This is a genomic window from Terriglobales bacterium (genome assembly GCA_035764005.1).
Lineage (GTDB): Bacteria > Acidobacteriota > Terriglobia > Terriglobales > Acidobacteriaceae > Gp1-AA112.
Genome location: DASTZZ010000109.1, coordinates 33,451 through 59,497 on the forward strand (window position 1 = coordinate 33,451; position 26,047 = coordinate 59,497).

19 protein-coding genes and 1 tRNA gene are annotated in these 26,047 nt (G+C 56.6%); 11 read left to right on the forward strand and 9 right to left on the reverse strand.

The window, feature by feature from the left end:
- Positions 1-6 precede the first annotated feature (6 nt).
- Positions 7-420 (reverse strand): hypothetical protein, encoded by a 414-nt coding sequence (locus tag VFU50_17775; protein ID HEU5234714.1) that lies wholly within the window; start codon positions 418-420, stop codon positions 7-9.
- A 139-nt stretch (positions 421-559) separates the two neighbouring features.
- Between VFU50_17775 and VFU50_17780 the strand changes: the two genes are divergently transcribed.
- Positions 560-1,510: an alpha/beta hydrolase gene (locus VFU50_17780; GenBank protein HEU5234715.1), complete on the forward strand. Its 951-nt coding sequence runs from the start codon at positions 560-562 to the stop codon at positions 1,508-1,510.
- 17 nt (positions 1,511-1,527) lie between these two features.
- Here the strand turns inward: VFU50_17780 and VFU50_17785 are convergent, their stop codons facing one another.
- The 3 genes from VFU50_17785 to VFU50_17795 all read right to left on the reverse strand — a co-directional run bounded on the left by VFU50_17785 (position 1,528) and on the right by VFU50_17795 (position 5,862).
- Positions 1,528-4,092, reverse strand: a complete 2,565-nt coding sequence (locus VFU50_17785) for a M1 family aminopeptidase (GenBank protein HEU5234716.1) — start codon at positions 4,090-4,092, stop codon at positions 1,528-1,530.
- A 253-nt stretch (positions 4,093-4,345) separates the two neighbouring features.
- The gene (locus tag VFU50_17790) at positions 4,346-4,987 is read right to left on the reverse strand and encodes a VTT domain-containing protein (protein ID HEU5234717.1); all 642 of its coding nucleotides are present in this window, start codon (positions 4,985-4,987) and stop codon (positions 4,346-4,348) included.
- A 17-nt stretch (positions 4,988-5,004) separates the two neighbouring features.
- Positions 5,005-5,862, reverse strand: a complete 858-nt coding sequence (locus tag VFU50_17795) for a menaquinone biosynthesis protein (GenBank protein HEU5234718.1) — start codon at positions 5,860-5,862, stop codon at positions 5,005-5,007.
- Between the two features lie 129 nt (positions 5,863-5,991).
- On the opposite strand from VFU50_17795, the gene gcvT reads away from it, so the two are divergent.
- From gcvT to VFU50_17840, 9 genes are all read left to right on the forward strand, one after another.
- Positions 5,992-7,125, forward strand: coding sequence for a glycine cleavage system aminomethyltransferase GcvT (gcvT, locus tag VFU50_17800; GenBank protein ID HEU5234719.1), 1,134 nt, complete (start codon positions 5,992-5,994; stop codon positions 7,123-7,125).
- A 14-nt stretch (positions 7,126-7,139) separates the two neighbouring features.
- A complete protein-coding gene (gcvH, locus tag VFU50_17805; protein HEU5234720.1) occupies positions 7,140-7,529 on the forward strand; it encodes a glycine cleavage system protein GcvH in 390 nt (129 codons plus the stop codon).
- A 105-nt stretch (positions 7,530-7,634) separates the two neighbouring features.
- A complete protein-coding gene (gcvPA, locus tag VFU50_17810; GenBank protein HEU5234721.1) occupies positions 7,635-8,963 on the forward strand; it encodes an aminomethyl-transferring glycine dehydrogenase subunit GcvPA in 1,329 nt (442 codons plus the stop codon).
- Positions 8,960-10,492, forward strand: coding sequence for an aminomethyl-transferring glycine dehydrogenase subunit GcvPB (gene gcvPB / locus VFU50_17815; GenBank protein ID HEU5234722.1), 1,533 nt, complete (start codon positions 8,960-8,962; stop codon positions 10,490-10,492). Before gcvPA ends, gcvPB begins: the two co-directional genes overlap by 4 nt.
- Before the next feature lie 94 nt (positions 10,493-10,586).
- Positions 10,587-10,663: transfer RNA gene (locus VFU50_17820), tRNA-Arg, on the forward strand.
- A gap of 185 nt (positions 10,664-10,848) precedes the next feature.
- Positions 10,849-11,193, forward strand: coding sequence for a PadR family transcriptional regulator (locus tag VFU50_17825; protein ID HEU5234723.1), 345 nt, complete (start codon positions 10,849-10,851; stop codon positions 11,191-11,193).
- Positions 11,194-11,209: 16 nt separating this feature from the next.
- Positions 11,210-13,903, forward strand: a complete 2,694-nt coding sequence (locus VFU50_17830; GenBank protein HEU5234724.1) for an ABC transporter permease — start codon at positions 11,210-11,212, stop codon at positions 13,901-13,903.
- 42 nt (positions 13,904-13,945) lie between these two features.
- Entirely contained in the window at positions 13,946-16,684 is a 2,739-nt protein-coding gene (locus tag VFU50_17835) for an ABC transporter permease (GenBank protein ID HEU5234725.1), read from the forward strand.
- 164 nt (positions 16,685-16,848) lie between these two features.
- Positions 16,849-17,931 carry a Gfo/Idh/MocA family oxidoreductase gene (locus tag VFU50_17840; GenBank protein HEU5234726.1) on the forward strand — a complete coding sequence of 361 codons (1,083 nt, stop codon included), beginning with the start codon at positions 16,849-16,851 and terminating at the stop codon, positions 17,929-17,931.
- A gap of 296 nt (positions 17,932-18,227) precedes the next feature.
- Here VFU50_17840 and VFU50_17845 read toward each other — a convergent pair whose 3' ends face one another.
- The 4 genes from VFU50_17845 to VFU50_17860 all read right to left on the reverse strand — a co-directional run bounded on the left by VFU50_17845 (position 18,228) and on the right by VFU50_17860 (position 21,402).
- A complete protein-coding gene (locus VFU50_17845; protein ID HEU5234727.1) occupies positions 18,228-18,929 on the reverse strand; it encodes a response regulator in 702 nt (233 codons plus the stop codon).
- Positions 18,930-19,283: 354 nt separating this feature from the next.
- Entirely contained in the window at positions 19,284-20,003 is a 720-nt protein-coding gene (locus tag VFU50_17850) for a TrmJ/YjtD family RNA methyltransferase (protein HEU5234728.1), read from the reverse strand.
- A 649-nt stretch (positions 20,004-20,652) separates the two neighbouring features.
- Positions 20,653-20,811, reverse strand: coding sequence for a hypothetical protein (locus tag VFU50_17855; protein ID HEU5234729.1), 159 nt, complete (start codon positions 20,809-20,811; stop codon positions 20,653-20,655).
- A gap of 75 nt (positions 20,812-20,886) precedes the next feature.
- Positions 20,887-21,402 carry a hypothetical protein gene (locus VFU50_17860; GenBank protein ID HEU5234730.1) on the reverse strand — a complete coding sequence of 172 codons (516 nt, stop codon included), beginning with the start codon at positions 21,400-21,402 and terminating at the stop codon, positions 20,887-20,889.
- A gap of 366 nt (positions 21,403-21,768) precedes the next feature.
- Here VFU50_17860 and VFU50_17865 point away from each other — a divergent pair, with 366 nt between their 5' ends.
- Positions 21,769-24,201, forward strand: a complete 2,433-nt coding sequence (locus VFU50_17865) for an ABC transporter permease (protein ID HEU5234731.1) — start codon at positions 21,769-21,771, stop codon at positions 24,199-24,201.
- 490 nt (positions 24,202-24,691) lie between these two features.
- On the opposite strand, the gene VFU50_17870 is transcribed toward VFU50_17865, so the two are convergent.
- On the reverse strand, positions 24,692-26,035 hold the full coding sequence (locus VFU50_17870; protein ID HEU5234732.1) for a hypothetical protein: 1,344 nt from the start codon (positions 26,033-26,035) through the stop codon (positions 24,692-24,694).
- Positions 26,036-26,047 lie beyond the last annotated feature (12 nt).

A 26,047-nucleotide genomic window follows, 5' to 3' on the forward strand; every position in this document is an offset into this window, starting at 1 on the left:
GAGCTGCTACTTCTGCACGCTGGTGCGCAGAACATCGGTGCTGCTCGGCGTATCTGGCTTCGCGGTGTCCTCCGCGGTTACGAAGATGTCGAAGTTGTGATATGGCACCGAGGTCTTGAAGCTGGCCGCTTCGTCCTGGGTATTCACGCGCAGCTCTCCTAAGATCTGCGGCTGCTGGCCCGACGGCTGAATCCATACGATGTAATTTGAGTGTGCAGGACTGAGCCGATCGGCTGGCGCCAGATGTTTTGCCTCCAGCTCGATTGCCAGATTGCCATTCCGATCGGTGTTCACATGCACCACCCCCATCGCCGCCGGATTCGATTCTCCAGCGCGCATCTTGAATTGATCGGCTAATGCTGCCGTAACAAACAGCAGCACTGCCGCGCCGATTAGTGTGATCGTCTTGCCTGATTTCATTTGGAAGCTCCTCCCGTATCTGTTTCATAAAGATGAAGAGTGCGGAACACGGCGTTGTCCAGCGGTCAACACGCGCCTTCGCCGTTAGACAACGAAGACAATAGTAGGTTCCTGTACACTCTCCGGCTGAGGATTCGAAATGCGAAAATCGCTGCTTTCATTGCTGCTCATTGTCTGCTTAAGTCTGATTCTGTCAGCGCAAACACAGAAGCCTTCCGGATGGCCTCCCAGTGCTGATCACACGACCATTCCACTGTGGCCGAACGGTGCGCCGGGATCTTCGACTGCAAAGGGACCAGAGCAGGACATGACGACCAGCAAAGACCATCAGGTCGCCGGACGTGCCGTGGTGCGTCTCGGCAACGTGAGTTCTCCTACGGTCACGCTCTATCTAACACACTCTGGCTCAGCCAGTGCAGACGGCGGTCCAGCAGTGGTGGTTTTTCCGGGAGGCGGGTACCGTATCGTCGCTATCGACCTTGAGGGAACGGAAGTCTGCGATTGGCTGAATTCGATCGGAGTAAATTGCGTGCTGCTGAAGTATCGTGTGCCCGATACCGGTCCATTTCCCAAATCGGAAGCAGCGCTGCAGGATGCGCAACGCGCGGTGGGCATGGTCCGTGAGCATGCGGCAGAGTGGCACATTGATCCGAAGCACGTCGGAGTGCTTGGATTCTCGGCCGGTGGACACCTTGCCGCGGCTCTGAGCACGCACTATGACCGCCGTCTTTATCCCGCAGTGGACGCCGCCGACCGGCAGAGTTGCCGTCCCGATTTTGCCATCATCATCTATCCCGGCTACCTTGCGTTTTCAGAGAAGAACTTTCAATTCAATCCAGACATTCCGGTGACTTCGTCCACACCTCCAGCGTTTATCGTGCAGGCAGAAGATGATCCCGTACACGTAGAAAATGCGGTTGAGTACTTCATGGCGCTAAAGAAGGCGGGAGTTCCAGCCGAGCTGCACACGTATGCACAAGGCGGCCATGGATATGGACTGCGCCCAACAGCGCTCCCCGTAACCCATTTGCCGCAATTAGCTACGACATGGCTGCACACGATCGGAGTGCTGCCGGGCAGCGGAGAGTAGACGCACAAGCGTTCCATTCACGGAAATGCTTTCCGGATCTTCACCGTGCGGTCGAGGTCATCGACGACCTGAAGCACCTTCAACCGCAAGTCGGGATCGATGTTGCCGGCCTGCAGCCATGAATGAACCTGAGCGTCGGCCTGCGGTGACTGCTGTCCGTCAATGAATGCACCAAGCCAAGCCAGCACGAAAAATATTTTGCGCTCGCGTTTTACCTGCGGCAGCGCCTTCAGTGCCGGCTCCAGGTATGGAGCCGTGAGTTCCGACTGATTCCAGTAATTGAACGCGGCGAGGCTCTGCTCGACCCAATCTTCAGGGCGGTCAGCGTTGCGTAAATAGTCGTCAAAGTATTTCTTCTTGCTGGCCGCATCGGGACGCGCGGCTTCGGCCACATAAGCGTATTTGAGACCGTCGCCCGAGTGATCGCGCTCCCGTTCTGCGGCGAAGATCTTGTCGGCTTCGGTATCCTTTGTTGCGATCAGAGCAGTGACCATGCTCCAGCGATCTAGCGGACGGAGCTGAACTCCGGGTACTTGAAGTTTACCGTTTAACAACCGCTTCAAGCCAACCCGTCCAAAGTCGGTTTCGGCCACCGCACGGAAGGTTCGAAACCAAATGATACGCAGTCCTTGTTCCTGCGAATTCAACATGCAGTAATGCGCGAGTTTCTCGAATTCCGGCACACGTTCAGCTCGCGTTTGCTGACTGATGTACCGATGCAGCGCCGTTACGGTATGCGCGGTCAAAGATTGCGCCAACGACTCGTTCGTTTCGTTGGGAAGGAGTCGCTGCGTCAGGGACAGATATTTCTGGGGACCAAACTGCGCTTCGCGCACTGAGTCCCAGAGCGATCCCCAGAGCAGCGTGCGTTCGAACAAGTCGTCTATGTCACCGAGTCTCTGCTCGACTGCGGTCTGGCTCGTCGGATCGAGAAGGAAGCGGCCGTAAGCATAATCCTGATCATTGGCAAACACGAAAGCAGGGCACGCCTTTCCCGCAGCCGCAGCCACGGCTGCCTCAGCGGTTCCCAATTCGGCGCGAAGACGCACCGGCGCAGAGTTGCCGTACGAAAGCAGTATCTGAGTAGCGATCGGCCATACGCCGCCTTCGTTCAGGACATTGTGCTGTCTGAGCGACAAGTTCGTTAATCGGCCGTTGCTGCAGTTCCAGGAGACGTCCACCTGCGGCATGCCGCGCCGTCGAATCCATGCATCTGCCCAGTCAGAAAGCTTGCGGCCTGACGCGTGTTCGAAGGCCTTTACCAGATCGCTCCACTCAGCATTCCCGTATTGGTGCTCTTTCAGGTATATGCGGAGACCATCGCGAAAGTGTTCGTCGCCAAGAATGAAGGCAAGCTGACGCAGCAGCCCGGGAGCTTTTGAGTAGACGATCGCGCCGTAAGCTGACTTGGCGTTCTGCAGGTTGTCGATGTCCTGATAGATCGGCGTAGTTCCCAAAGTGGAATCGATCGCATAAGCTGCCGGTTTGATCGAAAGATAGAATCGCTGCCAAACGTTCTCAGTGGGCTTGAGTTGATCCAGCGTGCGGTACGCCATGTATTGCGCGAAACCTTCTTTCAACCACAGGTCGTCGAACCAGCGCATGGTGGTGAAATCGCCGAACCACTGATGTGTGAGCTCGTGTAGAGTGAGCAGATCACGGCCGATGCGGTCGCTGTGCGTGGGAGCGGTGCGAAACAGGACCGACTCTTCGCGAAGAAAGGTTGCTCCAGCGTGTTCCATGCCGCCATAGGCAAAGCCTGGAATGAGGACGAGGTCGTATTTAGGAAACGGGAATGGCTGCGCGAAATACTCGGCGAGGAACTTCATTCCAGCCGCCGTCACCTGCTGGAGCTCGGGGACCTCGGGAAGCGCTTTTTCATATTGGGATTTACGGACATAAACGCCTGGGAGGCCAGTCGTTTCGTGCACCTTGCGGAATGGGCCGGCCGCGAAGGCAAATAGGTAGGTGCTGATGGGCTCGCTTTCAGGAAAGATGGCCTGAATTCGATTGCCACGGTCGAAGAACTTACCTGACGTGTTCGAAATCGCCATCCAGCTGTTTGGAATCTGCAGAGTCAGGCTGAAGCGTCCTTTTAAATCCGGCTGATCGAAGCATGGGAACGCCATGCTTGCATCCATCGGAACAAAAAGCGTGTAGAGGTACTCGCTGCCATCGTCCTTGTCTTCAAACTGAGTGATCGCCTTTCCCGCTGGCGCTACCGGAGAGGCGAAATCGAGACTGATCTGGTTTTCTCCCACTCTGAGCATTTCTTCGGGCAGCAGAATGTGTCCGTTCTCGGTTTGGACCAGAGCCTCCTTATCGTTTATTCGAAGGTTGCTCGCGGCACCGTCGCGATAGTCGAGTAGGACTGCTTCAGGCGACTTCAGTTCGAATGTGAGTTCCTCGTGTCCGATGGTTGTTGCCGCGTGAGGCACGAGCGTGAAGGAAAGATGATAGCGAACGTTGGAAATGAGGCGAGCACGCTCTTGCGCCAGCTCCCGCGGGATTCCGCTCGGTGCGGACGCGAGACAAGGAATGGCGAGAAGAAAAACAAAAGAAATCAAACCGACGCAGCGCATAGCCGAGCAGTGTAAACGGCGATAGCGCTAATTGAGAAGTCAAGCCCTGCAAAGCCGGCGGGTTATTGATGAATAGAAAAGAGAGCAGATGATCGGAGGTTCCCAGAATGGAACTCTGCCATCAAATTATAGATGTACGGTAGTCGACCTCAGCGAGACTAGGCTGCTGCGCGACTTGGAGCGGCGAAATCCAAAGCACACGAAAGGGGGCGGCGACAATGGTCGAGTATCCGTTGCTTGGACGGAGCTTCTGTCAGGCGGCCTTTTTCTCGGCTGATCTGAATGCCGGCAGGCCCTTTTGCTTGCGGTGCCAGATGTAGATTCCCGCCGCGATTCCGCCGAGGACGGCCAGACCAATGAGGGCCCAGATGATCGGCTTTGAGTACTTCTGCATGCCCGCAATAAGCGCCTTGCCGTAGAGGCGGCCGAGCCACGCGACAATGCCGTAGCGAACCAGTCGTCCCGCGGAGTAGGCTGCCAGGAACTTCGTTCGGGGTACCTTCAAGACGCCGGCAGCGAGCAGGAATGGCGAAAGCGGAAATGGTGGAGGCAGCAGTGCGGGCACCGCGACGGCGCCCAACCCATACTTCTCGCTCCAGCGATAAACTTTCTTCAGTTTCTTTTCAGGAATCCGGTTTTCCAGACCTTCCTTGCCGCCCTTCACGCCGATGCCGTAAGTAATGTATGCGCCGATGGCGGAGCCAATGGTTGCGGCGATTACGAAAATCCACCAGTGCTGTGGCGCTCCTGCGACAAGCAAAATGATGAGGATGTCCAAACTTCCCGGAGTGGGAATTACGGAAGCGTCGGCAATGCCGAGCAGTATCTCGCCGATAGGCCCGAGCTGCCGGATTTTTGCCCACACGCTGCTCGCGATGATCAGCTCGGCTGTCACATTTGGTCCTGATTGATTTAGAAGCGATTTCTCAAGGCCGAGTTGCGGATTTCGAGTTCGCGTGCAAACCGCAGCTCTGGTACGGGAGGCAGGACCTTCAATTCGGCCGCCAGCTCGAAGAACAACTGCATACCGGTGAGGTTTCCCGCATAAAGGCGGTACTGAATATTCTCAGCGAGGTAGCTGGTGATGAACTCAGGCGAGAGATCGAGCTTGGTCGACCACTCGGTCGCGATCTCCGACAAGTGCGCCAGACCGGCATCGCGGGAGGCGCGGAATACTTCCGTAACATAAGCGAGTTCGTCTTCAGAGGCAGCGCCGCCGCGAACCGCCCAGAAGGCGAAGACGAATGGTTTGCCGGTGAACAACCGCCATTCATGGGCCAAATCCCAGGTGAGGTACCGTGACCGATCCACCTTCAGCGCCGGGTCGCCGATCAGCAGCGCGGCGTCACTGACGGCGAGCATGGTACCGAGCTGCGGCTCTGCGGGTACGAATCGTGCTTCCTGCTTCCAGTGCTTGGCGAATAGCACCTGGATCAGCGCTGCCGATGATCGCGAGGAGCTGTCGAGAGCGACAGTACGAATCTGCTCCAGGGGCACATTGCTCACGAGCAGAATTGAACGTACAGCGCCATCGCTGGCGATAGCTATTTCGGGCAAAATCGTCAGATTTTCGATGCTTGTATAAGCTGCCACCGGGATAATCCCAATATCCGCTGAGCCGTCCGCCAGCATCTGAGCACAGCGAGATGGAATGGTGTAATCAACCTGGAAAGTGCGCAACAACTCTTCACGCTTAGAGCCGTGCTCGAAGTTCCACATTAGAGGAGCCGTGTTCAGATAGCTGATTGCGGAGACGCGTAGTCGAGGCATTCACGTGATGGTAGCAGTTGTGTTGTGCCTGCGGCGCACGCGTTGACCCTCCCCAACCAGCGTGTTACTTTCAAGGGTTGCCCAGCGCGCTCTGGGCCTCACTATCTTCCACTGACAAAAGGTATCCACTTGAGTCCCACCGCCGAAGCCAATGTTGCGCTCCGTAAGACTGCCTTGAACGCGGTCCATCGACAAATGGGCGCGAAGATGGTCGATTTCGGCGGATGGGACATGCCCGTTGAGTATTCCGGCTTGATCGCCGAGCACTTGGCCGTCCGTACAGGTGTCGGGGTGTTTGATGTAAGCCACATGGGCGACATCCTCATTCGCGGCCCGCAATCCCTCGACGCGGTCCAGCACATCAGCATGAACGACGCTACCAAGCTCCAGGCTGGGCAGGCGCACTACTCCGCGCTGCTCTATCCTGAAGGGACGTTCGTCGATGATGTAATCGTTCACAAGCTAGGGGATAACGACTATCTTCTCGTGATCAACGCTGGAACACGCGAGAAAGACGTGAGCTGGGTGCAGAAGAATGTCCGCGGATTTCGATGTCATGCGCAGGACCTCAGCGACTACTACACCCAGTTAGCCATCCAGGGGCCTCGCGCAATCGATGTCCTGCGCAAGCTCACCAATGCCGATCTGGCTTCTATCAAGAATTACTGGTTTACTTACGGCACGATTTGCGGGCTGCCGAATACAATGATCGCCCGCACCGGCTACACCGGCGAAGATGGATTCGAGATTTACGTCCCATCGGACGAGCCGACCAGCGCAAGAGTGTGGAACGAAGTGCTCGAAGCCGGAAGAGAATTTGGCATTCTGCCTTGTGGCCTTGGTGCGCGCAATACGCTGCGGCTCGAAGCGAAAATGGCCCTTTATGGTCATGAAATATCAGACACGATTAACGTTTGGGAAGCCGATCTGGTTCGCTTCTGCAAAATGGAGAAGCCGGAGTTCATCGGGCGCGATGCACTACAGCGCGCCAAGGCAGAAGGGCTCAAACGCATTCTCGTTGGGCTGGAGATGATCGAGCGCGGCATTGGACGTGATGGTTACAAAGTATTCAGTGAATCCGGAGATGAGATCGGATACGTCACCAGCGGGTCCCCAGCGCCGTTCTTGAAGAAGAACATCGCCTTAGCGTACGTGCCGCCGAGCTATTCCCAAACTGGGAGCGTGGTTCTGGTGCAAGTGCGCGCGCAAAAGATTAAAGCGCAAGTTGTGCCGACGCCGTTCTACAAACGCCAAAAGAAATAAAAGGATCGATAGCAATGGCCTTTCCTCCAGCTTATCGCTACACGCGCGAACACGAATGGATCAACGTGGACGGAAACCAGGCCACGATTGGCATCACCGATTATGCGCAGAACTCGCTCGGAGATATCGTCTTCGTGGAATTACCTAAAGTTGGAGATGAACTCACGGCAGGGAAGAGCTTCGGAACGGTCGAGTCGGTAAAGGCAGTTTCGGAGCTATACGCTCCGGCCTCGGGAAAAGTCGTGGCCGTCAATCCAGAGTTGGCGAATGCGCCGGAGAAGATTAACTCCGATGCCCACAGCTCCTGGATGGTGAAGATCCAGCTTGCGAATGCCGGCGAGGTGAACAAGCTGCTTTCTTCGGACGATTATGAGAAGTATGTGAAAGAGGAGGGCGGACATTAGGAATTCGCGGTGTCATTCTGAGCGCAGCGAGGAATCCCTACTTTAACGAAAGTTTGTGGGTTCGGTAGAGATTCCTCGCTGCGCTCGGAATGACAAAGGTCCCAGATGCGTTATCTTCCAAAATCTCCTGCCGACCGCGAGCAGATGCTGCGCGAGATCGGCGTTCATTTGATCGACGATTTCTTTAAAGCAATTCCCGGCGAATATCGCCTGAATCGCGATCTCAAGGTTCCGCGCCAGATGGCGGAATCGGAGATCATCGATTACTTCCGCGAACGCAGTCACGAGAACGCCGCCGGATACGCAGTTTTTCTCGGAGCCGGCGCATACCACCACTATCGTCCGGTGATTATTGATGCGCTGGTGCAGCGTGGTGAATTTCTCACTTCTTATACGCCATATCAAGCTGAAATTTCGCAAGGCACGCTGCAGGCAATCTTTGAATTTCAGACCATGATCTGCGAGCTCACCGGCATGGAGATTGCCAATGCCTCAATGTACGACGGCAGCACTGGAGCGGCCGAGGCGATCCTGATGGCAATGCGTGTGACCGGAAGGGAACAGTCAGTCATCGCGCGCACGCTGCATCCAGAGTACCGCGAGGTGATTCATACCTACCTCCACCATCGCGGCTTCCCGATGCACTTCGTCGGCTATGAGGAAGAGACCGGCGAGATCAATTTGGATGAACTCGAACGAACCATAACAGATCAGACCGCATGCGTGCTCATCCAGAGCCCGAATTTCTTTGGATCCCTGGAAGATGTTTCTGCAGCTGCACAGATCGCGCATCGCAAAGGAGCGTTGCTCGTGGTCTCGATTGCTGAAGCGCTGTCGCTTGGAATTGTGAAGCCCCCCGCGGAGGCAGACATCGTTTCCATGGAAGCGCAGTCCTTTGGAGTACCTCTTGGATTCGGAGGGCCCTACGACGGTGTGCTCGCTGCCAAAGAGAAATATGTTCGCCAAATGCCCGGGCGCCTCGTGGGCGAAACCAAAGACAAGAACGGCCAGCGTGGATACGTGCTCACACTCTCAACGCGCGAACAGCACATCCGCCGCGAGAAGGCCACGTCGAACATCTGCACTAATCAAGCCTTGGTAGCGTTGATGTCCACCATATATATGGATGTTTACGGGCGCGAGGGGCTCAGGGAGCTCGCGAAGCAAAATCTCGCCAAAGCGCACTATGCAGCCAATCAGTTTGGGAAAAAGGCAAAGCTGCTCTTCGCGAAAGGAAAGCGCTTTAACGAATTTGTCGTACAGACGAAAGAAGATCCGCACGCTATCAACGACCGGCTGCTCGAAAAGAAAATGATTGGTGGATTCCCTTTGAAGAAGTTCTATCCCGAATTGGGCAATGCAGCTCTGTGGTGCTGTACGGAGATGAATACGCGCGAGCAGATAGACGCCGCAGTCCAGGCGGTGGAAGCGTGAAGCCGCGCAAAGTTTCGCAGCACGTAAACCAGAACGAAGGACTGATCTTCGAGAAGTCCTCGCCCGGAAAGAAGGCGTATAAGCTGCCGCCGCTCGATGTACCCGATGTCGATCCTGAGAAGCTACTTGGCGAGCACGCGCGCGAAGATCTCGGCGTGATGCCGGAGGTAAGCGAGATCGAGATCATCCGCCACTTCACCCGACTCTCCACCTGGAACTATGCGATCGATCTCGGCATGTATCCGCTGGGCTCATGCACGATGAAGTACAACGCGCGGGTGAACGAGTTTGTCGCGCGACTCGAAGGCATTGGCAACGCGCATCCCTACCAGCCGGAAAAGATTTCGCAAGGCGCCCTGCGGATCATCAAAACACTCCAGGAATGCCTGTGCGAGATCACCGGTATGGACTCAATCACGCTGCAGCCTGCCGCCGGCGCTCACGGCGAATTCACCGGCATTCTGCTGATCCGCGCGCATCACGAATCAAAAGGGAACCCGCGCAAGAAGATCATCATTCCCGATTCGGCTCACGGCACCAATCCCGCCACGGCGGCGATTTGCGGCTACGAGATCATCAACCTAAAATCCAACTCGGAAGGTATGGTTGATTCCAGCCTGCTCGCGTCCGTGGTGGACGACACCGTAGCCGGCATGATGTTGACCAACCCAAGCACAATCGGAGTCTTCGAGAAGGACATCCACCGCATCGCCGACGTGTTGCACGATAAAGGCGCGCTCCTCTACATGGACGGTGCGAATATGAACGCCCTGGTAGGAAAGACGCGGCCTGGCGACTTCGGCGTCGATGTAATGCACCTCAACTTACACAAGACCTTCTCAACCCCGCACGGCGGCGGCGGTCCTGGATCGGGACCGGTGGCGTGCAAGAAGTTCCTCGAAGCGTTCCTGCCGACTCCGGTGCTCACCACACGCCCAGACGGAAAACTAGGTTTCGAGTACAACCGCCCCAGATCGATCGGCCGCGTGCGCGCCTTTTATGGCAATTTTGGAATGTTCGTTCGCGCGCTTGCGTACATCTTCGCGAACGGGCCTGATGGCCTGCGCCAGACAACGGAGGATGCGGTTCTCAACGCCAACTACATTCGCAAGAAGCTGGAGGGGGTGTACGACCTTCCGTACAAGACAGGATCAATGCACGAGGTCGTCTTCAGCGATCGTCTGCAGACCCAAAACGGTGTTAAGACCGGCGACATCGCCAAGCGGCTGATCGACTATGGTTTCCACCCATATACGACCTCCTTCCCCTTAATCGTGCCCGGCGCACTGATGATCGAACCGACGGAAAGCGAATCGAAGGAAGAACTCGATCTGTTCGTCGAAGCGATGAAGGCCATAGCACGCGAAGTGGAGGAGGACCCGCAGCTCGTCGTAAGCGGCCCTCACAACACTCGTGTTGCGCGAATGGATGAAACCACGGCTGCGCGAAAGCCTATCTTGCGGTGGAAGCCGGAACAGAAGACCCAAGCTAAATCGGCGGAGAAGCCTGAGCTGGTGGAGACCAGATAGGCATACCTCGCCGTAGCGGGTTTTACTCCGCTCGATCATCCGATGGCCCGATCACCCCGATTCCTTGTAAGCTATAACTGACCAACCTCGAAGCGCGCCCGTAGCTCAGCTGGATAGAGCGAATGCCTCCGGAGCATTAGGTCGGGAGTTCGAATCTCTCCGGGCGCGCCATTACGAATTTGCCGGCAACGAATCCCAACAGCAGTTGAGAAGCCCATCGTTAAAACAGGTCCACATAGCACACATCCATTCCCGAAGCAGGAAATATCACTTGGCCGCATCCTCCAAGCCTCCTATGGACATCGCAAAGGAGAAGTGCTATCGTTCCTTTGCGGATCACAAAGGAGAGCCATCCAATGACGGAGCCGAAGTCGGAAGTCTTTCAAGGGACGCTCGATCTCATGGTGCTCAAAACGCTAGAGGCGATGGGCCCATTGCACGGCTATGGCATCGCGCGCCGAATCGAGCAATTGAGCGAGCAGTTGTTGCGCCTGAATGAAGGCACCGTTTACGCCTCGCTTTTGCGACTCGCGCAGAAGGGCTGGATTCGATCTGAGTGGGGCACTTCTGAAAACAACCGCAAGGCCAGGTTCTACTCAATTTCTGCCGCTGGCCGCCGTCAGCTCGCACGAGAGGCAGAAAATTGGGAGCGGTTCTCAGGAGTAATCGGCCGAATCCTGCAGATGCAAGGTGAGGGCTAGTCACATGCTGACTGCTATGCGAGTTCTTGCGTCTCGATGCTTAGGCCTATTTCGCCGTAACCACTTTGATCATGCAATGGATGAGGAGTTTCACTCACATCTCGAAATGCTGGTGGATCACTTCGCGAGTCAGGGCATGACAAGAGACGAAGCTCTGCTGGCAGCGAAGCGGCAGTTCGGAGGCGTCACGCAGATCGAAGAGGACCTTCGAGAGCGTTCCAGCCTCGCCTTTGTCGAATCGTTGTGGGCAGATGCACGATACGCGCTTCGGCAAATGCGGAAGTCTCCGGCTTTCACGGCGACCGCTGTTCTGACGCTGGCGCTCGGCATCGGAGCCAACACTGCGATCTTCACCCTGATTGACGCGCTGATGTTGCGCATGGTGCCGGTCGAACATCCGCAGGAACTCTACGAGGTCCAGTTCCGAGCCCCGCAAGGTGGGCAGCCGCGTGACTCGATTACCAATGCTCTATGGGAGAACCTGCGTGCGCGGCAGAACGTCTTTTCGCAGGTCGCGTCATGGGGGCGAGATGAATTCAACCTCGCGCCGGGGGGTGCTATCCAGCGCGCGAATGGTGTCTGGGTCAGCGGCGAATACTTCAGCATGCTTGGAGTCGCGCCCGCAGTAGGGCGACTCATCACAACGGCCGACGATCAGCCTGGCTGCGCCGACGTCGCCGTCCTGAGCTATGACTTTTGGCAGCGGCACTATGGCGGGGTGGCGGCGGCGGTCGGGAGTACCCTCGCGCTGAATGGGCATCCGTTCACAGTCATTGGTGTGTCCGCGCCTGGATTTTATGGGCTGAACGTTGGCAGTAAGTTCGAAGTCGCAGCGCCGAATTGCTCGACGCGGCTGCTCGATGGCGACCGGCCCCGCCTGGCCGAGCGCTCATATTGGTGGCTACGCGTTGTCGGACGCATCAAGCCGGGAGTGACGCCGCAGCAATTGAGCGCGCGATTGGCAGCGGTCTCGCCCCAGGTGTGGGAGGCGGCACTGCCGCAGGACTGGGATAAAGACGCGCAGAACAACTTTCGTCATCGCACGTTTTTCGCGGTGCCGGCAGCAACTGGGCTGAGCGATCTGCGGCAAGATTTTGGCCAACCACTGGCGGTATTGATGGCGGTGGTCGCGGTCGTGCTGCTGATCGCGTGCGCGAATGTCGCGGCCCTCATGCTGGCGCGCGCTACCGCGCAACAACGCGAGATCGCTGTGCGAATGGCGCTCGGCGCGAGCCGGCTGCGGCTGATTCGCTATCTTCTGACGCACGCGATGCTGCTCTCGGCGGCCGGGGCCGCTGCCGGATTACTCATCGCGAAATGGGGAACGACAATACTCGTCACGACCTTGACGACGCGGGGCCGCACTGTGTTCCTCAATCTTTCGCTCGATTGGCGTGTGCTGGCATTCACCAGCGGCATCGCCCTCGCGACAGCAATGCTGTTCGGCATTCTGCCCGCGTTTCGGTTGACCCGATTGCCGCTGACAGCGGCGATGCATGGCGCAAGCGCGGGCCGGACGGAGCGTATCTCGCCATTGCGACGCTGGATTGCGGCGGCGCAGATCGCACTCTCCCTCGTGCTGCTCGTCACCGCAGGATTGTTTCTGCGCAGCTTCACGAAACTGATACAACTCGATCCTGGTTTCGATCGACACAACGTGCTGCTTGTCAACGTCGACCTGCGATCTACCAATTTGAAATCTGACCAGTACATCGCGACATTTGACGCGATCCAATACCAGCTGCGTGCACTCCCCGGTGTAGCCGCCGTGTCGCGCTCGCGCCTGACGCCGCTGCAAGGCGGCAATTGGGACACCCTCGTCTTCGCTGACAGCGACACCGGCATGAAAGCGCATGACGATACCTTTCTTAATGCGGTGACGCCCGGCTACTTCGCCATCCTGCGGACGCCGCTGCTTTCAGGTCGTGACTTCAGCGCACAAGACCGAACGGGCGCGCAGCGGGTCGCGATCGTAAATCAGACGTTCGCCCAGCAGTCGTTCCCCGGGCAGGACCCAATTGGTCACATCCTGCGCATGTCTCAGCCTGACGGCACCAAGGGCCCGCCGATCCAGGTGATCGGCGTTGCCGCCGATGCGAAATACAACGATCTGCGCGAACCGATGAAGCCGACCGTCTATCTGTCCGTCGCGCAGCTCACCGCCCAGCAGAGCACGAAAAACAGTTTCGAGCTGCGCACTACGCTACCCCTCGCGACGATGCGGAGCGCCATCGAGGCCGCAATTGCCGGCGTGAGCCGGGAGGTTCCGCTCGAGTTCTACACGCTGTCGGAGCAAGTGGACGATACGCTGGTACAGGAGCGCCTGCTCGCGATGCTCTCCGGCTTTTTCGGCGCCGTCGCGCTGTTGCTGGCGATGATTGGACTCTACGGTGTGCTCAGCTATCTGGTAACGCAGCGGCAGACTGAGTTTGGCATTCGCATGGCACTAGGCGCAAAGCCGAGTTCGATTTTGCGGCTGGTCATGAACGACACGTTTGCGATGTTGACCGGCGGGATTGTTGTCGGCGTTGGCCTGTCACTTGCAACTGTGCAGCTTTTGCAGAAGATGCTGTTTGGTCTCTCCCCGCATGATGCCACGACGATGTTGATCGCAATCGGCGTACTCGCAGGAGTCGGATTGCTTGCAGGATTTCTGCCGGCGCGCAGAGCGACCCGCGTAGATCCGATGGTGGCGCTGCGTTACGAATAGGTGAGCAGATGCAAGCTGGAGGTTAATCACATGCTGACAACGATGCGAGTTCTTGCGTCTCGATGCTTAGGCCTATTTCGCCGAAACCACTTCGATCATGCAATGGATGAGGAGTTCCAGTCCCATCTTGAAATGCTGGCGGATCGCTTCGTGAGTCACGGTATGACAAGACACGAAGCTCTGCTGGCCGCGAAACGGCAGTTCGGAGGCGTGACGCAGATCCAAGAGGACCTTCGCGAGCGTTCGAGCCTCGCCTTCGTCGGATCGTTGTGGGCAGATGCACGCTACGCACTTCGGCAAATGCGGAAGTCTCCAGCTTTCACGGCGACTGCCGTCTTGACGTTGGCGCTCGGCATCGGGGCCAACACCGCGATCTACAGCTTCATGGAATCGATCCTGCTGCGCTCGCTGCCCGTGTCCGACCCCGAATCGCTAGTGGTTTTGAATTGGCATAGCCGACCGCCGTATGACGGCAGCAAGCATTGGGTGCACGTGATGCACGGAGTACAAGGCATTGCCTGGAAGGGAAACAACGGCTCCATGGTTAGCGGAATGTTCCCGTACCCCGCGTTCGAGACGTTTCGTGAGGACAATCCTGTATTTTCCACGCTCTTCGGATACTTCAACGCGCGAAACCTCAATCTGAGCGTACGCGGGCAGGCTACAAGCGCTAACCTGGAATATGTTACTGGCGAATATTTTCGCGGGCTGGCAGTGGCGCCCGCTGCAGGACGTCTGATCGATTCCGAAGACGATCGCGCAGGCGCAGCGCCGGTCGCGGTAATCAGTTTTGCTACAAGCGAAAATCGTTTTGGAGGACCGGGGAATGCGATTGGACAATCGATTCTCGTCGACAACATTCCCTTTACGGTGATTGGCGTCGCACCGCCGGAATTCTTCGGAGTAGATCCTGCGATCTCGCCGGATCTCTACGTTCCGTTGCACACGAATCTGCTTATAGAGGGCGCCGCGGCGACTCGTCTGTATGGTGACGGAAATTTCTACTGGATCGAAATGATGGGCCGCCTGCGTCCCGGCGCAACCATGGCCCAGGCGCAGGCGGCGCTGGCTCCTCGTTTCCATCAATGGGTTGCCACCACTGCGAGCACTGACGGTGAGCGTGCCAACCTGCCCGCGCTGACTCTCAATCCCGGGGCGGCCGGTCTGGGTAGCTTGCGCCGCCGATATTCCAAGCCTTTGTACGTGCTGGTAATGATGGTGGGATTGATCCTGGCGATCGCGTGCGCGAACATCGCCAACCTGCTGCTGGCAAGGGCCGCCGCGCGTCGCTCCGAAATGGCTGTCCGGCTCAGCCTGGGAGCAAGACGGTTCCGCGTGGTGCGGCAGTTGCTTACCGAGAGTGTGATGCTGGCTTCGCTCGGCGGAGCACTAGGCGTTTTGTTTGCAATCTGGGGCGTGCGATGGCTGACGTTTCTGCTCTCCAAGGGGCAGGAGAACTTTACGCTGCACGCGGAATTGAACTGGAACGTGCTGGGTGTGACTGTGGCGCTCTCAGTTCTGTGTGGGTTATTGTTTGGTCTCGCTCCAGCGATTCAGTCCACGCGTCCGGACGTGATGCCTGCGCTAAAGAATGGCTTCGGCGGTGGACCGCGCCGCCGCGCGCAGCACGTTCTGGTGGTCGCTCAAATCGCGCTCTCTTTTCTACTACTGTTCGCGGCGGGTCTATTTCTCCAGACACTCAATAAGCTGCACTCCGTCCAACTGGGATACGCACGCGAGAACATCCTTCTGTTTTCGTTGAATGCGCGCCAGGCCGGACATCGCGACCCGGAGATCACCACTTTTTACACCGACCTGCGCAACCGCTTGGAATCGATTCCCGGAGTAAGCAGCGCAACGCTTTCGCAATCCTCCATCATCAGCGCCGGCCATGCCGGGACAACATACAGGGGACCAATCAAGATCGGCGATGTCACCGTCCAAGGTGCAGGCGTGATGGTCGTAGGACCGCGTTTTCTCACAACGATGCAGATTCCCATTTTGGAAGGACGCGAGATTGACGACCACGACCAACCAGGCTCCACGCCGGTTGCAGTCATCAGCGAACGTATGGCGCGGACCTATTTCGGAAACGAGAATCCGATAGGCCGGCGCATCACGTTCCTGGACGAGAAGCGCGATCTCGAAATCGTCGGCGTCTCGGCGAACGTGCGCTACGGTGATCTGAAAGAGGACGACAGTTCAATGACCGTCTTCGCAGCGCTCAGCCAGACTTCTCCTGAGCGAGTGACCTACGCGTTGCGCACTGCAGGTGATCCGCTGAGCTATGTCAGCATTGTGCATGCGATCGTGCGTGAGGCAGATTCACGCATACCGGTCACAAACGTGATCACACAGGCTGGGGAAATCGATCGGACGATCAGCCAGGAAGTCACCTTCGCGAAACTGTGCACAGCCTTCGCGGTTCTCGCTCTCCTGATCGCGTGCGTGGGACTCTACGGGACGATGTCGTACAACGTCGCGCGGCAGGTCGGCGAGATTGGGGTCCGTATGGCCATGGGCGCGCAACGCGGCGCAGTGGTGTGGATGATTTTGCGCCGTGTTCTGATACTCGCCGCGGTGGGGCTCGCGATCAGCATGCCTGCCGCATTGAGCGCCTCCCGGCTTATCAGATCGTTCCTCTTCGAGACCCAACCGAATGACCCGCGAACCCTGGCTGTGGCCGCTGTCATCCTCCTGAACGCGGCGACTCTCGCCGGCTATGCGCCGGCAAGAAGAGCTTCTCGAATTGATCCGCTGGCAGCTCTGCGGAATGAGTAAAACACCATCCTCCGCTGAAGAGAAAAGAAAACCGGAACGAAGATAGATCCAATGAAAATTTGAGAGTACCCAAGGTGGCCCTGATCTGCTGCGTGTAGCAGCGTAGCATTCTCGTTTCCAATCGCCTTTGCTATCTTGTTGGGACGCTCCGGAGGTGACGAAGCATGGATCGCCGCGAATTTACGAAACTCTCGACTCTAGCACTGGCAGGGGGATATCTGCCGAGAACCGCCTATGCCGGTGTAAACAAGCCGGTCGGCTATGCCGCGGTCGGACTCGGCAGGATTTCCGACATCTTCATGCGAGCATGCGCAAACTCGCAGACTGCGAAGATCACCGCGCTCGTGACCGGACATCCTGACACCAAGGGTGTGAAGTATTCCGGGATGTATGGCATCCCAAAAGCCTCGATTTACACTTACGAGACATTCGATCACATCCGCGAGAACCCCGAGATCGATGCCATCTACGTGGGGCTGCCGAACAGCATGCACGCCGAGTACACTATCCACGGCGCGCAAGCGGGAAAGCACGTGCTATGCGAGAAGCCGATGGCGATCTCGAGCGCCGAATGCCGCAAGATGATCGATGCCTGCCGCCAAGCGAAGGTCAAACTGATGATCGGCTACCGCGTGCAATACGAGCCAATGTGGAATCAGGCAATCGGGATCATCCAGTCTGGGCGCATCGGGCAACTACAGTCTTTCCGCGGTGGCTTCTTCGGGCAAGAGCGGGCTGGAGAATGGCGACTCACGAAGGCTCTCGGCGGAGGCGGCTCGCTGATGGATTTAGGAATTTATCCTCTCAACGCCATTCGCCACATCACCGGCGAGGAGCCGGCGAATTTCACTGCCGTAACCGCCACGCGCGATCGCAGCGGCCGCTTCAGCGAAGTGGAACAATCGCTCGAATGGACGATGAAGATGCCTTCCGGAATCATCGCATCGTGCGGATGCTCGTACGGCCAGCGCGGACCCAGCTTCCTGGCCATCAACGGCGAATCCGGCTACCTGGTAATGGAACCCGGCTTTAACTACGACGGTCTCCGCCTGCACGGAGAAGTCGGCGGAAAACCGATCGAACAGGTGAGCACAGAGAAACATCCATATCAATTCACGATCGAAGCAGAACATTTCGCTGACTGCGTCCGCAATAATAAGGAGCCGAATTCGCCAGGCGAGGAAGGGTTGAAGGACATGCTAGCCATCGAGGCGATTTACCAGGCAGCCGGCGCGCCAATTGCTTGACCTCGCAGTTTTCACAAGGTGGGAGGCCATGCAATTATGCGGCGAAAGAGACTTTCAGATGGGAACCCACGCATTTATGCGTGGGCGAGGCTTTAGCCTCGTGTCGAAGGACAAAAAAGATTCCCGGCTTTAGCCGCGGGCTTTGCCTTTATTGAACCTAACTCAAAGTTCCAACCTGGCCACGGCTAAAGCATCCAAGCACTGGATTACTAGAAGGTTGCGTTTCATGCCATAGACGCTCTGATTGCACAAAACGCACGCGACAGGAGCTGTTGCAGAGACGGCACGTTGCGATTCTATGAAGGGCCAGCAGCTAGTGTTTGGCTCGACAGGAGGGATTGCAGTGTTCGGCTTAGGACGCGCGCTCCAACTTGTTTTGAGATGAATGTCTTGGCTCCCATCCACATGGACATCTCTCGTGTGGTGAGATTATCGAGAACACTCCAGACAATCAACGGAACTGCTGATCTCAGTTCCGGTGCGTTGCGGTAGCGCGTGAGCACTTCAAACCCGCTTTCCCCCGACAGTTCGTAATCAAGCACAATCAAAGCAGGCGCGCGCAGATTGCCACGTTCCAAATCAGCAAACGCTTTAAGGGCGTCAGAAGAATTGGCAAAAATGCTCATTTGGTAGGGGCCCAGCTTTCGCAGCACAGCCCCAAATGTTTCCACATACGAAGGATCGTCCTCTATGAGCCAGATCCTCTCGGGATTCCGAGCTTTGAGAAGAAGCTTGTTGGTCGAGCCCGCGCCATGAAGCTGGCGAGCAGAGTCAGCGATCGGATTCTCCTCTTCACTATTCCGTTGCTGCAAAAGAGGAGAGTGTCTTACCCAAGCATCAATCTCATCAGTCAGCGCCATAACCGAAGTGCGTGCCCGGCCTGCGACGCGGCGCACCGGAAAAGAGTAGCTATGCTCGTAACGTTGGATGGTCCTCACGCCACGCCCGACATACTGCGAGATCTCCTTCCAGGAATTGAGAATACGGCCGTCGCCCATAGATGTTCAGCGTACTTGCAGATCAGCGTCTTGGATGCGCCCAGTTCGGCCAAAGGCTTGAAGTGTGAGTATCTGAGAATACTTCGCTGCCCAGTAGCCTGTGCTAGACACCCTATGCTACGACAACTTCGGAGCCACGAGCGAATGAAGGGGTCACGCCCGACGGGATTGCGCGAGACATCACGGCAAGTGCGAGCCTGATCGGAGCTTGGGAACGCGGCATAGCTCGCAAACATCGAATCGCACGCTTACAATAAAAAACCCGGAGCAGAGGCAACGTATTCTCATCTAATTTCCCGATTCAGGAAAGCGTTCCGTCTGTGTCCGATTTATCGATGAAGCGCGGTCAGTGTTTCACTTGCCCCGCCCGACATGGCGAAGCATGCCGAGCAGCAGCTCAGCGTCTGCGCTCGACAAATTCAAGCGGTACACCAGGCGCCGCACCTTTTCTTCTGTGGCGGATCGTCCGTCGGAGTTCGTGTAGCCGGTTGCGAGCAAGGCTTCTGTGAGCACGCCACTAATCCGTTCCAGTTGTTGAGCGTCCGCTGTATCGTCGTTTTTTGGTTCCGGAATGGAACGCTCTTGGCGAATCAATTCGTATAAACAGACCGCCACGGCCTGTCCCAAATTCATGGAGATATTGCATTCAGACGTGGGAATACGCAGCAGCCAGTGGCAATGGCTGAAATCGCGGTTGGAGAGCCCAGTTTTCTCCGAGCCAAAAAGCAGGGCGACTCGGCTGCTTTGAGAGTTGATGATTCCCGCCGCTTCTTCCAACCGCCACACTGGATGCTGAATTTCGCGATGGCTCAGCGCCGTCGTTCCCACAACGAGTCCGCAGTCAGCCACGGCATCGGCGATGTTCGTGAACTCCTCTGCGCCCGCCAGCACCTCGGAAGCCCCAACCGCTGAGCGCGCCTCCCGAAATGCGACCTCATAAGGATTCACGACGCGCAAGCGTGTGAACCCAAAATTGCTCATCGCCCGAGCCGCAGCGCCGATATTCAGCGGATTTCGCGGGCGTACCAGCACGACACGCAAATGAGAGTGAATGCCTTCGGGCAAGATCCTCATTCCAGCTAATCGATATCGGCAGGGGACCATCTTTAGGTTTTTCCCTTGCTCTTCCCGCGAGACACTCGCGGGTCGAAAAGTCCTCCGCTATACTGTCGGGCATGGATGTCGAGCGCGTTATTGATGAAATTCAGCAGCTAGAGGAAATGTTTGAAGCTCCTGATATTAGACCATTCAACGCAAGCCATATCGCCGCTGCGAATCGACAGCATGATCAGAGGCTAGCGCGCAGCCCGTGGTTTCGGCTTTGGCAGGATTTTGGTGTCTGCTGCCGAACGGAGGCTCCCGTAATCCGACTACCCGAATAAGTCCGGATCACGCCTCGAACTTTGACGCTGTACATAACTCATCCAAACAGAGGTTGATTACCAGGAGCTGTTGGAGAATCCAAAGTTCGACACCGAGAAAGAAAAAGGTCCGCAAGCAGCAATGTGCGGAAAGCCTGAACGTAGAAAGGCCGGAGGGGCAGAATCACAGTGAAAAATCAGAACAGGCGCGACCTCGAAAGGCAATGGTCGGATCAAGCGAAAAAAGCGGCTAAGAACATGTCAGGGGGCAAACAGCCAACAGGTAAGCCGCAGGTTGGCGGTCGAGCTCCAGCCCGAACCGGCGGACAGAAGCGCGGAACGTAAACCAGCCATGAGTTGTACTAGCTATCTTTAACGTCCGCTCCTCCGTTGCTTCCAGGCTCCGGGAGACCTGCATCTTCGTCGCGCTTCTGTTGCTCCATCGCTGCACGTTTTTCCCTGCTCTTGCGGGCGACTTCCGAGAACTTGCCTTCGGGCTTTTTGGGTTCATCGTTTGCCATTTGGTGATGATGACACAAGAGGACGAGCCGGGTGGAATTCAGAAGATCGCCACTCTGACCTTCAAAACCCACACATTAATGATGGTTGCTGCGTGAGAAGTGGAATGAGTTAAACCACCGCGTCAGCTGCGCAGGCTCGTGCTCACGTGATGGCCATTCGCCTGTTATTGAGTAAGCCTTGGCTCCGACGCAGTAAACGGCTTCCTGGTATCGAACATTGCCAACCTTTCGGGTGGACTCCAGGCCTACATTCCCATCAAGGGTCACATCCTTAACAATCATGTCGCGAAGGTCGCCGCGTGCATTCTCTGTAGCGAATCTAAGATTGGCCACGATTTGCTTACAGTCCGGGCGATCTCCGACATGTATTGCCGCCGCAACACTGGGACTTAGATTCCAACGGTAGACCGCTACATCGTCGGCTTTCGGATCAGGATGAATGTCGGGTGTAGAAGGAGCACTGATCATGAATCCGTCCGAAGCATACACATAGTCCTGCCATTGCTTCGGTCCTTGATTCACCTGGGCGAAGCAAGTCGCAATGGCAGATGCAAGAAACAATACGATGATGTTCGAGCAGCAGGACGTCACGGATTTGAGGCCATTATAGCGACTGCTTTATCGAACGCCAGGTGCCCCTCGACGCGCGGGAAATTCGCGCAGCGGGTGTACGAATCCGGACGGCGCTGTTCGGAAGTCGACGCCGAGTCCGTGATCGGGAAGACCCACCTACGCAAAAAGCACCGTCTATACAGGATTTCATTTTGCGTTCTTTGGCACGGCGCGTGCTACGTTGATGGTGCAAAACTGCGTTCCGATCAGGTCAAAGCTTCTAAGCTGCTAAGCTCCTGAGCTGCTAAGCCCAAGCCGGGCGTGGGTGGTTTTTAGCTTAGAAGCTGAGCAGCTTAGAAGCTCAGAAGAGCCATCATCGCGGCGATGAGTTGTGAGGGTACTCGTATGCCTGTTTTTTTTAACGATGTGCGCTACGCGCTACGTCAGATTCGCAAGAGCCCGGGATTCACGCTGATAGCTGTCACGATGCTGGCACTCGGAATCTGCGCGAACAGCACAGTTCTGAGCTGGATCGACGGCACCATGCTTCGCCCGATTCCAGCAGCGAGAGATACGGGCGATCTGGTGAGCGTAATGCGGGGTGAACGGAATGGTTCGCCAACTCCGCCATTCTCCTACCTCGACTACCGCGATCTACGCGAGCGGAACCGCAGCTTCGATGGAATTCTGGCGTATCACCACGACTGGGCTGCCTTGACCGATCGCGGCGGTGTTCCGGAGCGGATCTATATCGGGAACGTCTCGTGGAACTATTTCGACGTGCTCGGTGTGAAGCCCATATTGGGCCGCTTCTTCTTGCCGGAGGAAGAGACGCGTCCCGACGCCGTACCGTATGTTGTGCTGGGTTACTCGCTCTGGAAGACGCGCTATGCAAGCGATCCTGCGATCGTGGGCAAGTCCATTGAAATTGCGCGGCATCCCGTGACCGTCATCGGCGTGGCTCCTAAGGGCTTTATTGGGGCGATGCCCGGAATTCGGCAAGACGCATGGCTGCCGCTCAATCCGTTGGGGAGTGAATGGCGGTTAACCCACCGCAGCGTGACCTGGCTGAATGTAGTGGGTCGAGTGAAACCGGGAGTGCGCAGGGAAAATGCGGCACAGGATTTGGACACGATCATGCGGCAGATCGTGACAGCCTATCCGAAGGATCACCTGGGTACGAACACGATCACGCTGGACCCGATGTGGCGATCCCCATTCGGCGCCAATGGCTACATGTCATCCACGCTGCCGATTCTGCTGGCAATTGCGGGTGTGGTGATGTTGCTCACGTGCGCCAATGTGGCCACACTCACACTGGTGCGGTTTGTGGCGCGCCGTCGCGAGATTGCCATCCGACAATCGCTGGGTGCGGGGCGTGCCCAACTCGCGCGTCAAATGCAGCTTGAAGGAGTGTTGGTTTCCATTGGCGCGGGAGCGATCGCAATTCTGCTCACGTTTTGGACCGCGAAATCGCTGGCGCTCTTCATTCCGGCGAACGCAAATCCGCTCGCACTGAACACCGCAATGGACCAGTACGCGGTGGGGGGAATTCTAGCGCTCGTGGTGCTGGCCAGTTTGCTCTGCGGAACCTTCCCGGCATGGCGGTCGTCGCAGCTTCCTCCAGGCGAAGTTCTGAAGGAGGAGTCGGCGAGCACTTCGCGCGGGGCGAGCAATCAGCGTCTGCTCAACGGGCTAGTCGTGACGCAGATTGCGCTATCGCTCGCTCTGCTAGTCTGTTCAGCCCTGTTTCTGCGGACCTTGCGCAATCTGGCAAACGCGAACCCTGGATTCGAAGAGGATCACATCCTGACTGCGTCGGTGGGTCTGAATATTTTGGGATATTCCAACGAACAAGCAAACCTGCTTCGCCACAAGATTCTTGATCAGGTATCGCTATTGCCGGGAGTAGAAGTCGCTTCGCTCACGGACTGGGTACCTCTGGCTTTGAGCAGGAAAACTGAGGACGCATATCCGGATGGGTATGTTCCGCGTCCGCATGAGTCGATCGAAGTAGGAAGGGCCGGCGTGACCCCGCGGTATTTCGAAACGATGCAAATTCCCATTCTGGAAGGACGCTCTTTCACCGAGAACGACGACGAAAAAGCGCCGCGAGTGCTGATTGTCGATCAAACTGCAGCGAACCGCTACTGGCCGGGGCAGGACCCGTTGGGAAAAAGACTCAAGATCTGGAACCTCCAGTTTACGGTTGTAGGAGTCGTCAAGAATTCGAAGCATGTGCTGGTGAGCGAGCAGCCGGGACCGATGATCTACACGAGCTACTTCCAGATTGGGGGTCCCGAAATGATCGTGCAGCTGAAGACGCACGGGAATCCGCAGGATCTGGCTTCGCCGGTCGAGACAGCGATTCACGAGATCGACAACAGGCTACCGGTGTTCGATGTGCGGACGATGCGTGAGACGACACTGATGGCACGCAGCTTTGCAATCGTACAGAGCACGCTTTCAGGCATATTTGCGACGATCGCGCTTATCCTGGCGGCGATTGGGATTTACGGCGTGGTCGCCTACCGGACAGAGCTGCGCACACACGAGATCGGAATTCGCATGGCTCTTGGAGCAACACGAGTTAACGTGCTGCGTCTGGTCCTGTGGCAGGGGGTGCGCCTGACGGTCATCGGCTTGGCGCTTGGGCTCGGGTTGGCGTTTGTGCTGGCGCGCTTCATGCGAGGGATGCTCTACGGCATTTCGTCCACCGACCCGCTGACCGCCGCCAGCGTTTCTGTGCTTCTGGCGGGTATCGCGATTTTGGCTTGCTGCCTGCCGGCGCGGAGAGCAATGGAGGTCGATCCGGTTAGGGCGATTCGGGCTCAGTAGCCGGGTGCGATCGTCGCCGCGCTGTTTGCGCTCTTTAGACTTAAGTTACAAAGGTGGGCAGCCCCACCTTACTCCGTGTCTTCCTGAGCCCCGGTTTTGGGCGAAGGACCTTGCGTCTGCTTTTGGGTTTGCTTCTGCCTGTGCCGACTGCCTATTCCCAAAAACCTCTCATTGCAGGCAGCTATTGAGTTTTCAAGGCGAGACAATCGGGCACCACCCGGTGCCCAATTCTCGCGCGGCGTGAGGGGTGGGATTCCATGAACATTGAATGAGGAATGTTCTGCTGTCATCACCGCACGAGCCCAAAATGGGAATACCCACCATCCTCCTCACCCACTCTTGCCACAATCAGACAAGGATGGAGTCCCCCACATCTTGTGCGGGCCTCACGACCGCTTCTTCAAGAGCTACTGGGTGAGCCATCCGCAGTTGGTTCAGAGAGAAGTCGAACGTCCGACTCGGGTATAAAGCGAGTTTTTACATGTTCGCTTTACTGTGGACCTACAAGATTGGCACGGACGTTATCGACGTTGACGTCTATGCTGGCGATGCTTCGTTGTGAGACACAATTTGGGGCAAAGCTGCCGGCCTGAATTGATTTGATCGGCACTGCTGGCATTTGACTATCAGGTAACGTGTACGGCATGCTCTGCTCTACGATCGCGGGAGTAGTAGTGCTCTTCACGATGCGAAGTACAAATGCTTTGTTCAAGAGATCCCACTGTATCGACACTCGAGCTTGTTCACCGACCTGAAGAGTTCCGAGATCAACGTTATTGAAAAATCTTCCATCCAGAGACATAAAACCGCCAACTCGCAATATTCCTGGCGGATCGGAAAGATCATCTGTTCTGCGTTCGACCATCAGATACGCGGAAACGTCACCTGATGCAGTACCGGTGCCTGTATTGAAAAATGTACCTGAAATCAAGAATTGCGGATGCGCAGCATCCGAGTTTGCTGAGCAAGCTGACGCGCTGAAACTTTGAACACTCAGGTTTACCTGAAGAGAGTCAATTGAATTAGGGTTTGTAAAGAGGACCTGCGAAGAGGCAAACGAGCTCCCTGAATCACGGCTGACATCCCCATATCCACGCACTGCCAGTCGCAAGTGACCGTTTCTAACTTCTCGTGCGCAATCGTATGCGTTCCCACCGCACATAGGAGAAACAGACCACTTAGAGGGGTCAATAAATCCTTCGCTGAAATCGTCGTAGAGATTCAGCAGAGTCCCAGTTGCTGCGGAAAGCTCCAGATCGGTCAATCCAAACGCAAAATTATTCCCGCTCGTCTCTTTTATGGTCACTGAAAGAATCCCAGCCCTTGCGGTAAAGCCGATGAACGATCCAAAGTTTTCACCTGACGCTAGCGGATCGAAGTGGCTCAGGGCGATTTCACCAGAATCAGTTGTTGCCGACCATATGCCATCGGTCGTGCCAAACGCACCAAAAGAAATGCCGAATGCCCTTATCGGGTGTGTGAAAGTGAATGTAATGATGTCGCCGGGAAAAAATGGCTGGTTAGAAGCGGTAACTAGGGCGTTCGGATGTCCTGGAACAGCCACCCCGCCGGACAGAATCAACAATGACTTTGGCGAATTTGTGGATATCGCCACTCCTCCCAAGGCAGAGCCGGATACAAATGCTGTGCCAGACGGGTACTCGTCGAGAAAGCTCTCTGTTGAGGCTGCGGCGTAGAAATCTTCTCGTGTGGAATACGTAGTGATGGAATTCAATTTGATCTGCGCACTCGCAGGAAGTGAAAGAGTAAGGAAAGTCAGACCAGCGAATGCCCACCCACTGAATCGGGCAAAACGAAACAACTTGCTTTTCATTTTATTCCTCCG

Bases quoted from the DNA above. Each gene is read 5' to 3' on its own strand.
- VFU50_17850 (HEU5234728.1), bottom strand. From the start codon at position 20,003: ATGAGGATCTTGCCCGAAGGCATTCACTCTCATTTGCGTGTCGTGCTG.
- VFU50_17840 (HEU5234726.1), top strand. From the start codon at position 16,849: ATGGATCGCCGCGAATTTACGAAACTCTCGACTCTAGCACTGGCAGGG.
- VFU50_17825 (HEU5234723.1), top strand. From the start codon at position 10,849: ATGACGGAGCCGAAGTCGGAAGTCTTTCAAGGGACGCTCGATCTCATG.
- VFU50_17865 (HEU5234731.1), top strand. From the start codon at position 21,769: ATGCCTGTTTTTTTTAACGATGTGCGCTACGCGCTACGTCAGATTCGC.
- VFU50_17835 (HEU5234725.1), top strand. From the start codon at position 13,946: ATGCGAGTTCTTGCGTCTCGATGCTTAGGCCTATTTCGCCGAAACCAC.
- gcvPA (HEU5234721.1), top strand. From the start codon at position 7,635: ATGCGTTATCTTCCAAAATCTCCTGCCGACCGCGAGCAGATGCTGCGC.
- gcvH (HEU5234720.1), top strand. From the start codon at position 7,140: ATGGCCTTTCCTCCAGCTTATCGCTACACGCGCGAACACGAATGGATC.
- VFU50_17830 (HEU5234724.1), top strand. From the start codon at position 11,210: ATGCGAGTTCTTGCGTCTCGATGCTTAGGCCTATTTCGCCGTAACCAC.
- VFU50_17785 (HEU5234716.1), bottom strand. From the start codon at position 4,092: ATGCGCTGCGTCGGTTTGATTTCTTTTGTTTTTCTTCTCGCCATTCCT.
- VFU50_17795 (HEU5234718.1), bottom strand. From the start codon at position 5,862: ATGCCTCGACTACGCGTCTCCGCAATCAGCTATCTGAACACGGCTCCT.
- VFU50_17845 (HEU5234727.1), bottom strand. From the start codon at position 18,929: ATGGGCGACGGCCGTATTCTCAATTCCTGGAAGGAGATCTCGCAGTAT.
- VFU50_17855 (HEU5234729.1), bottom strand. From the start codon at position 20,811: ATGGCAAACGATGAACCCAAAAAGCCCGAAGGCAAGTTCTCGGAAGTC.
- VFU50_17870 (HEU5234732.1), bottom strand. From the start codon at position 26,035: ATGAAAAGCAAGTTGTTTCGTTTTGCCCGATTCAGTGGGTGGGCATTC.
- VFU50_17780 (HEU5234715.1), top strand. From the start codon at position 560: ATGCGAAAATCGCTGCTTTCATTGCTGCTCATTGTCTGCTTAAGTCTG.
- VFU50_17775 (HEU5234714.1), bottom strand. From the start codon at position 420: ATGAAATCAGGCAAGACGATCACACTAATCGGCGCGGCAGTGCTGCTG.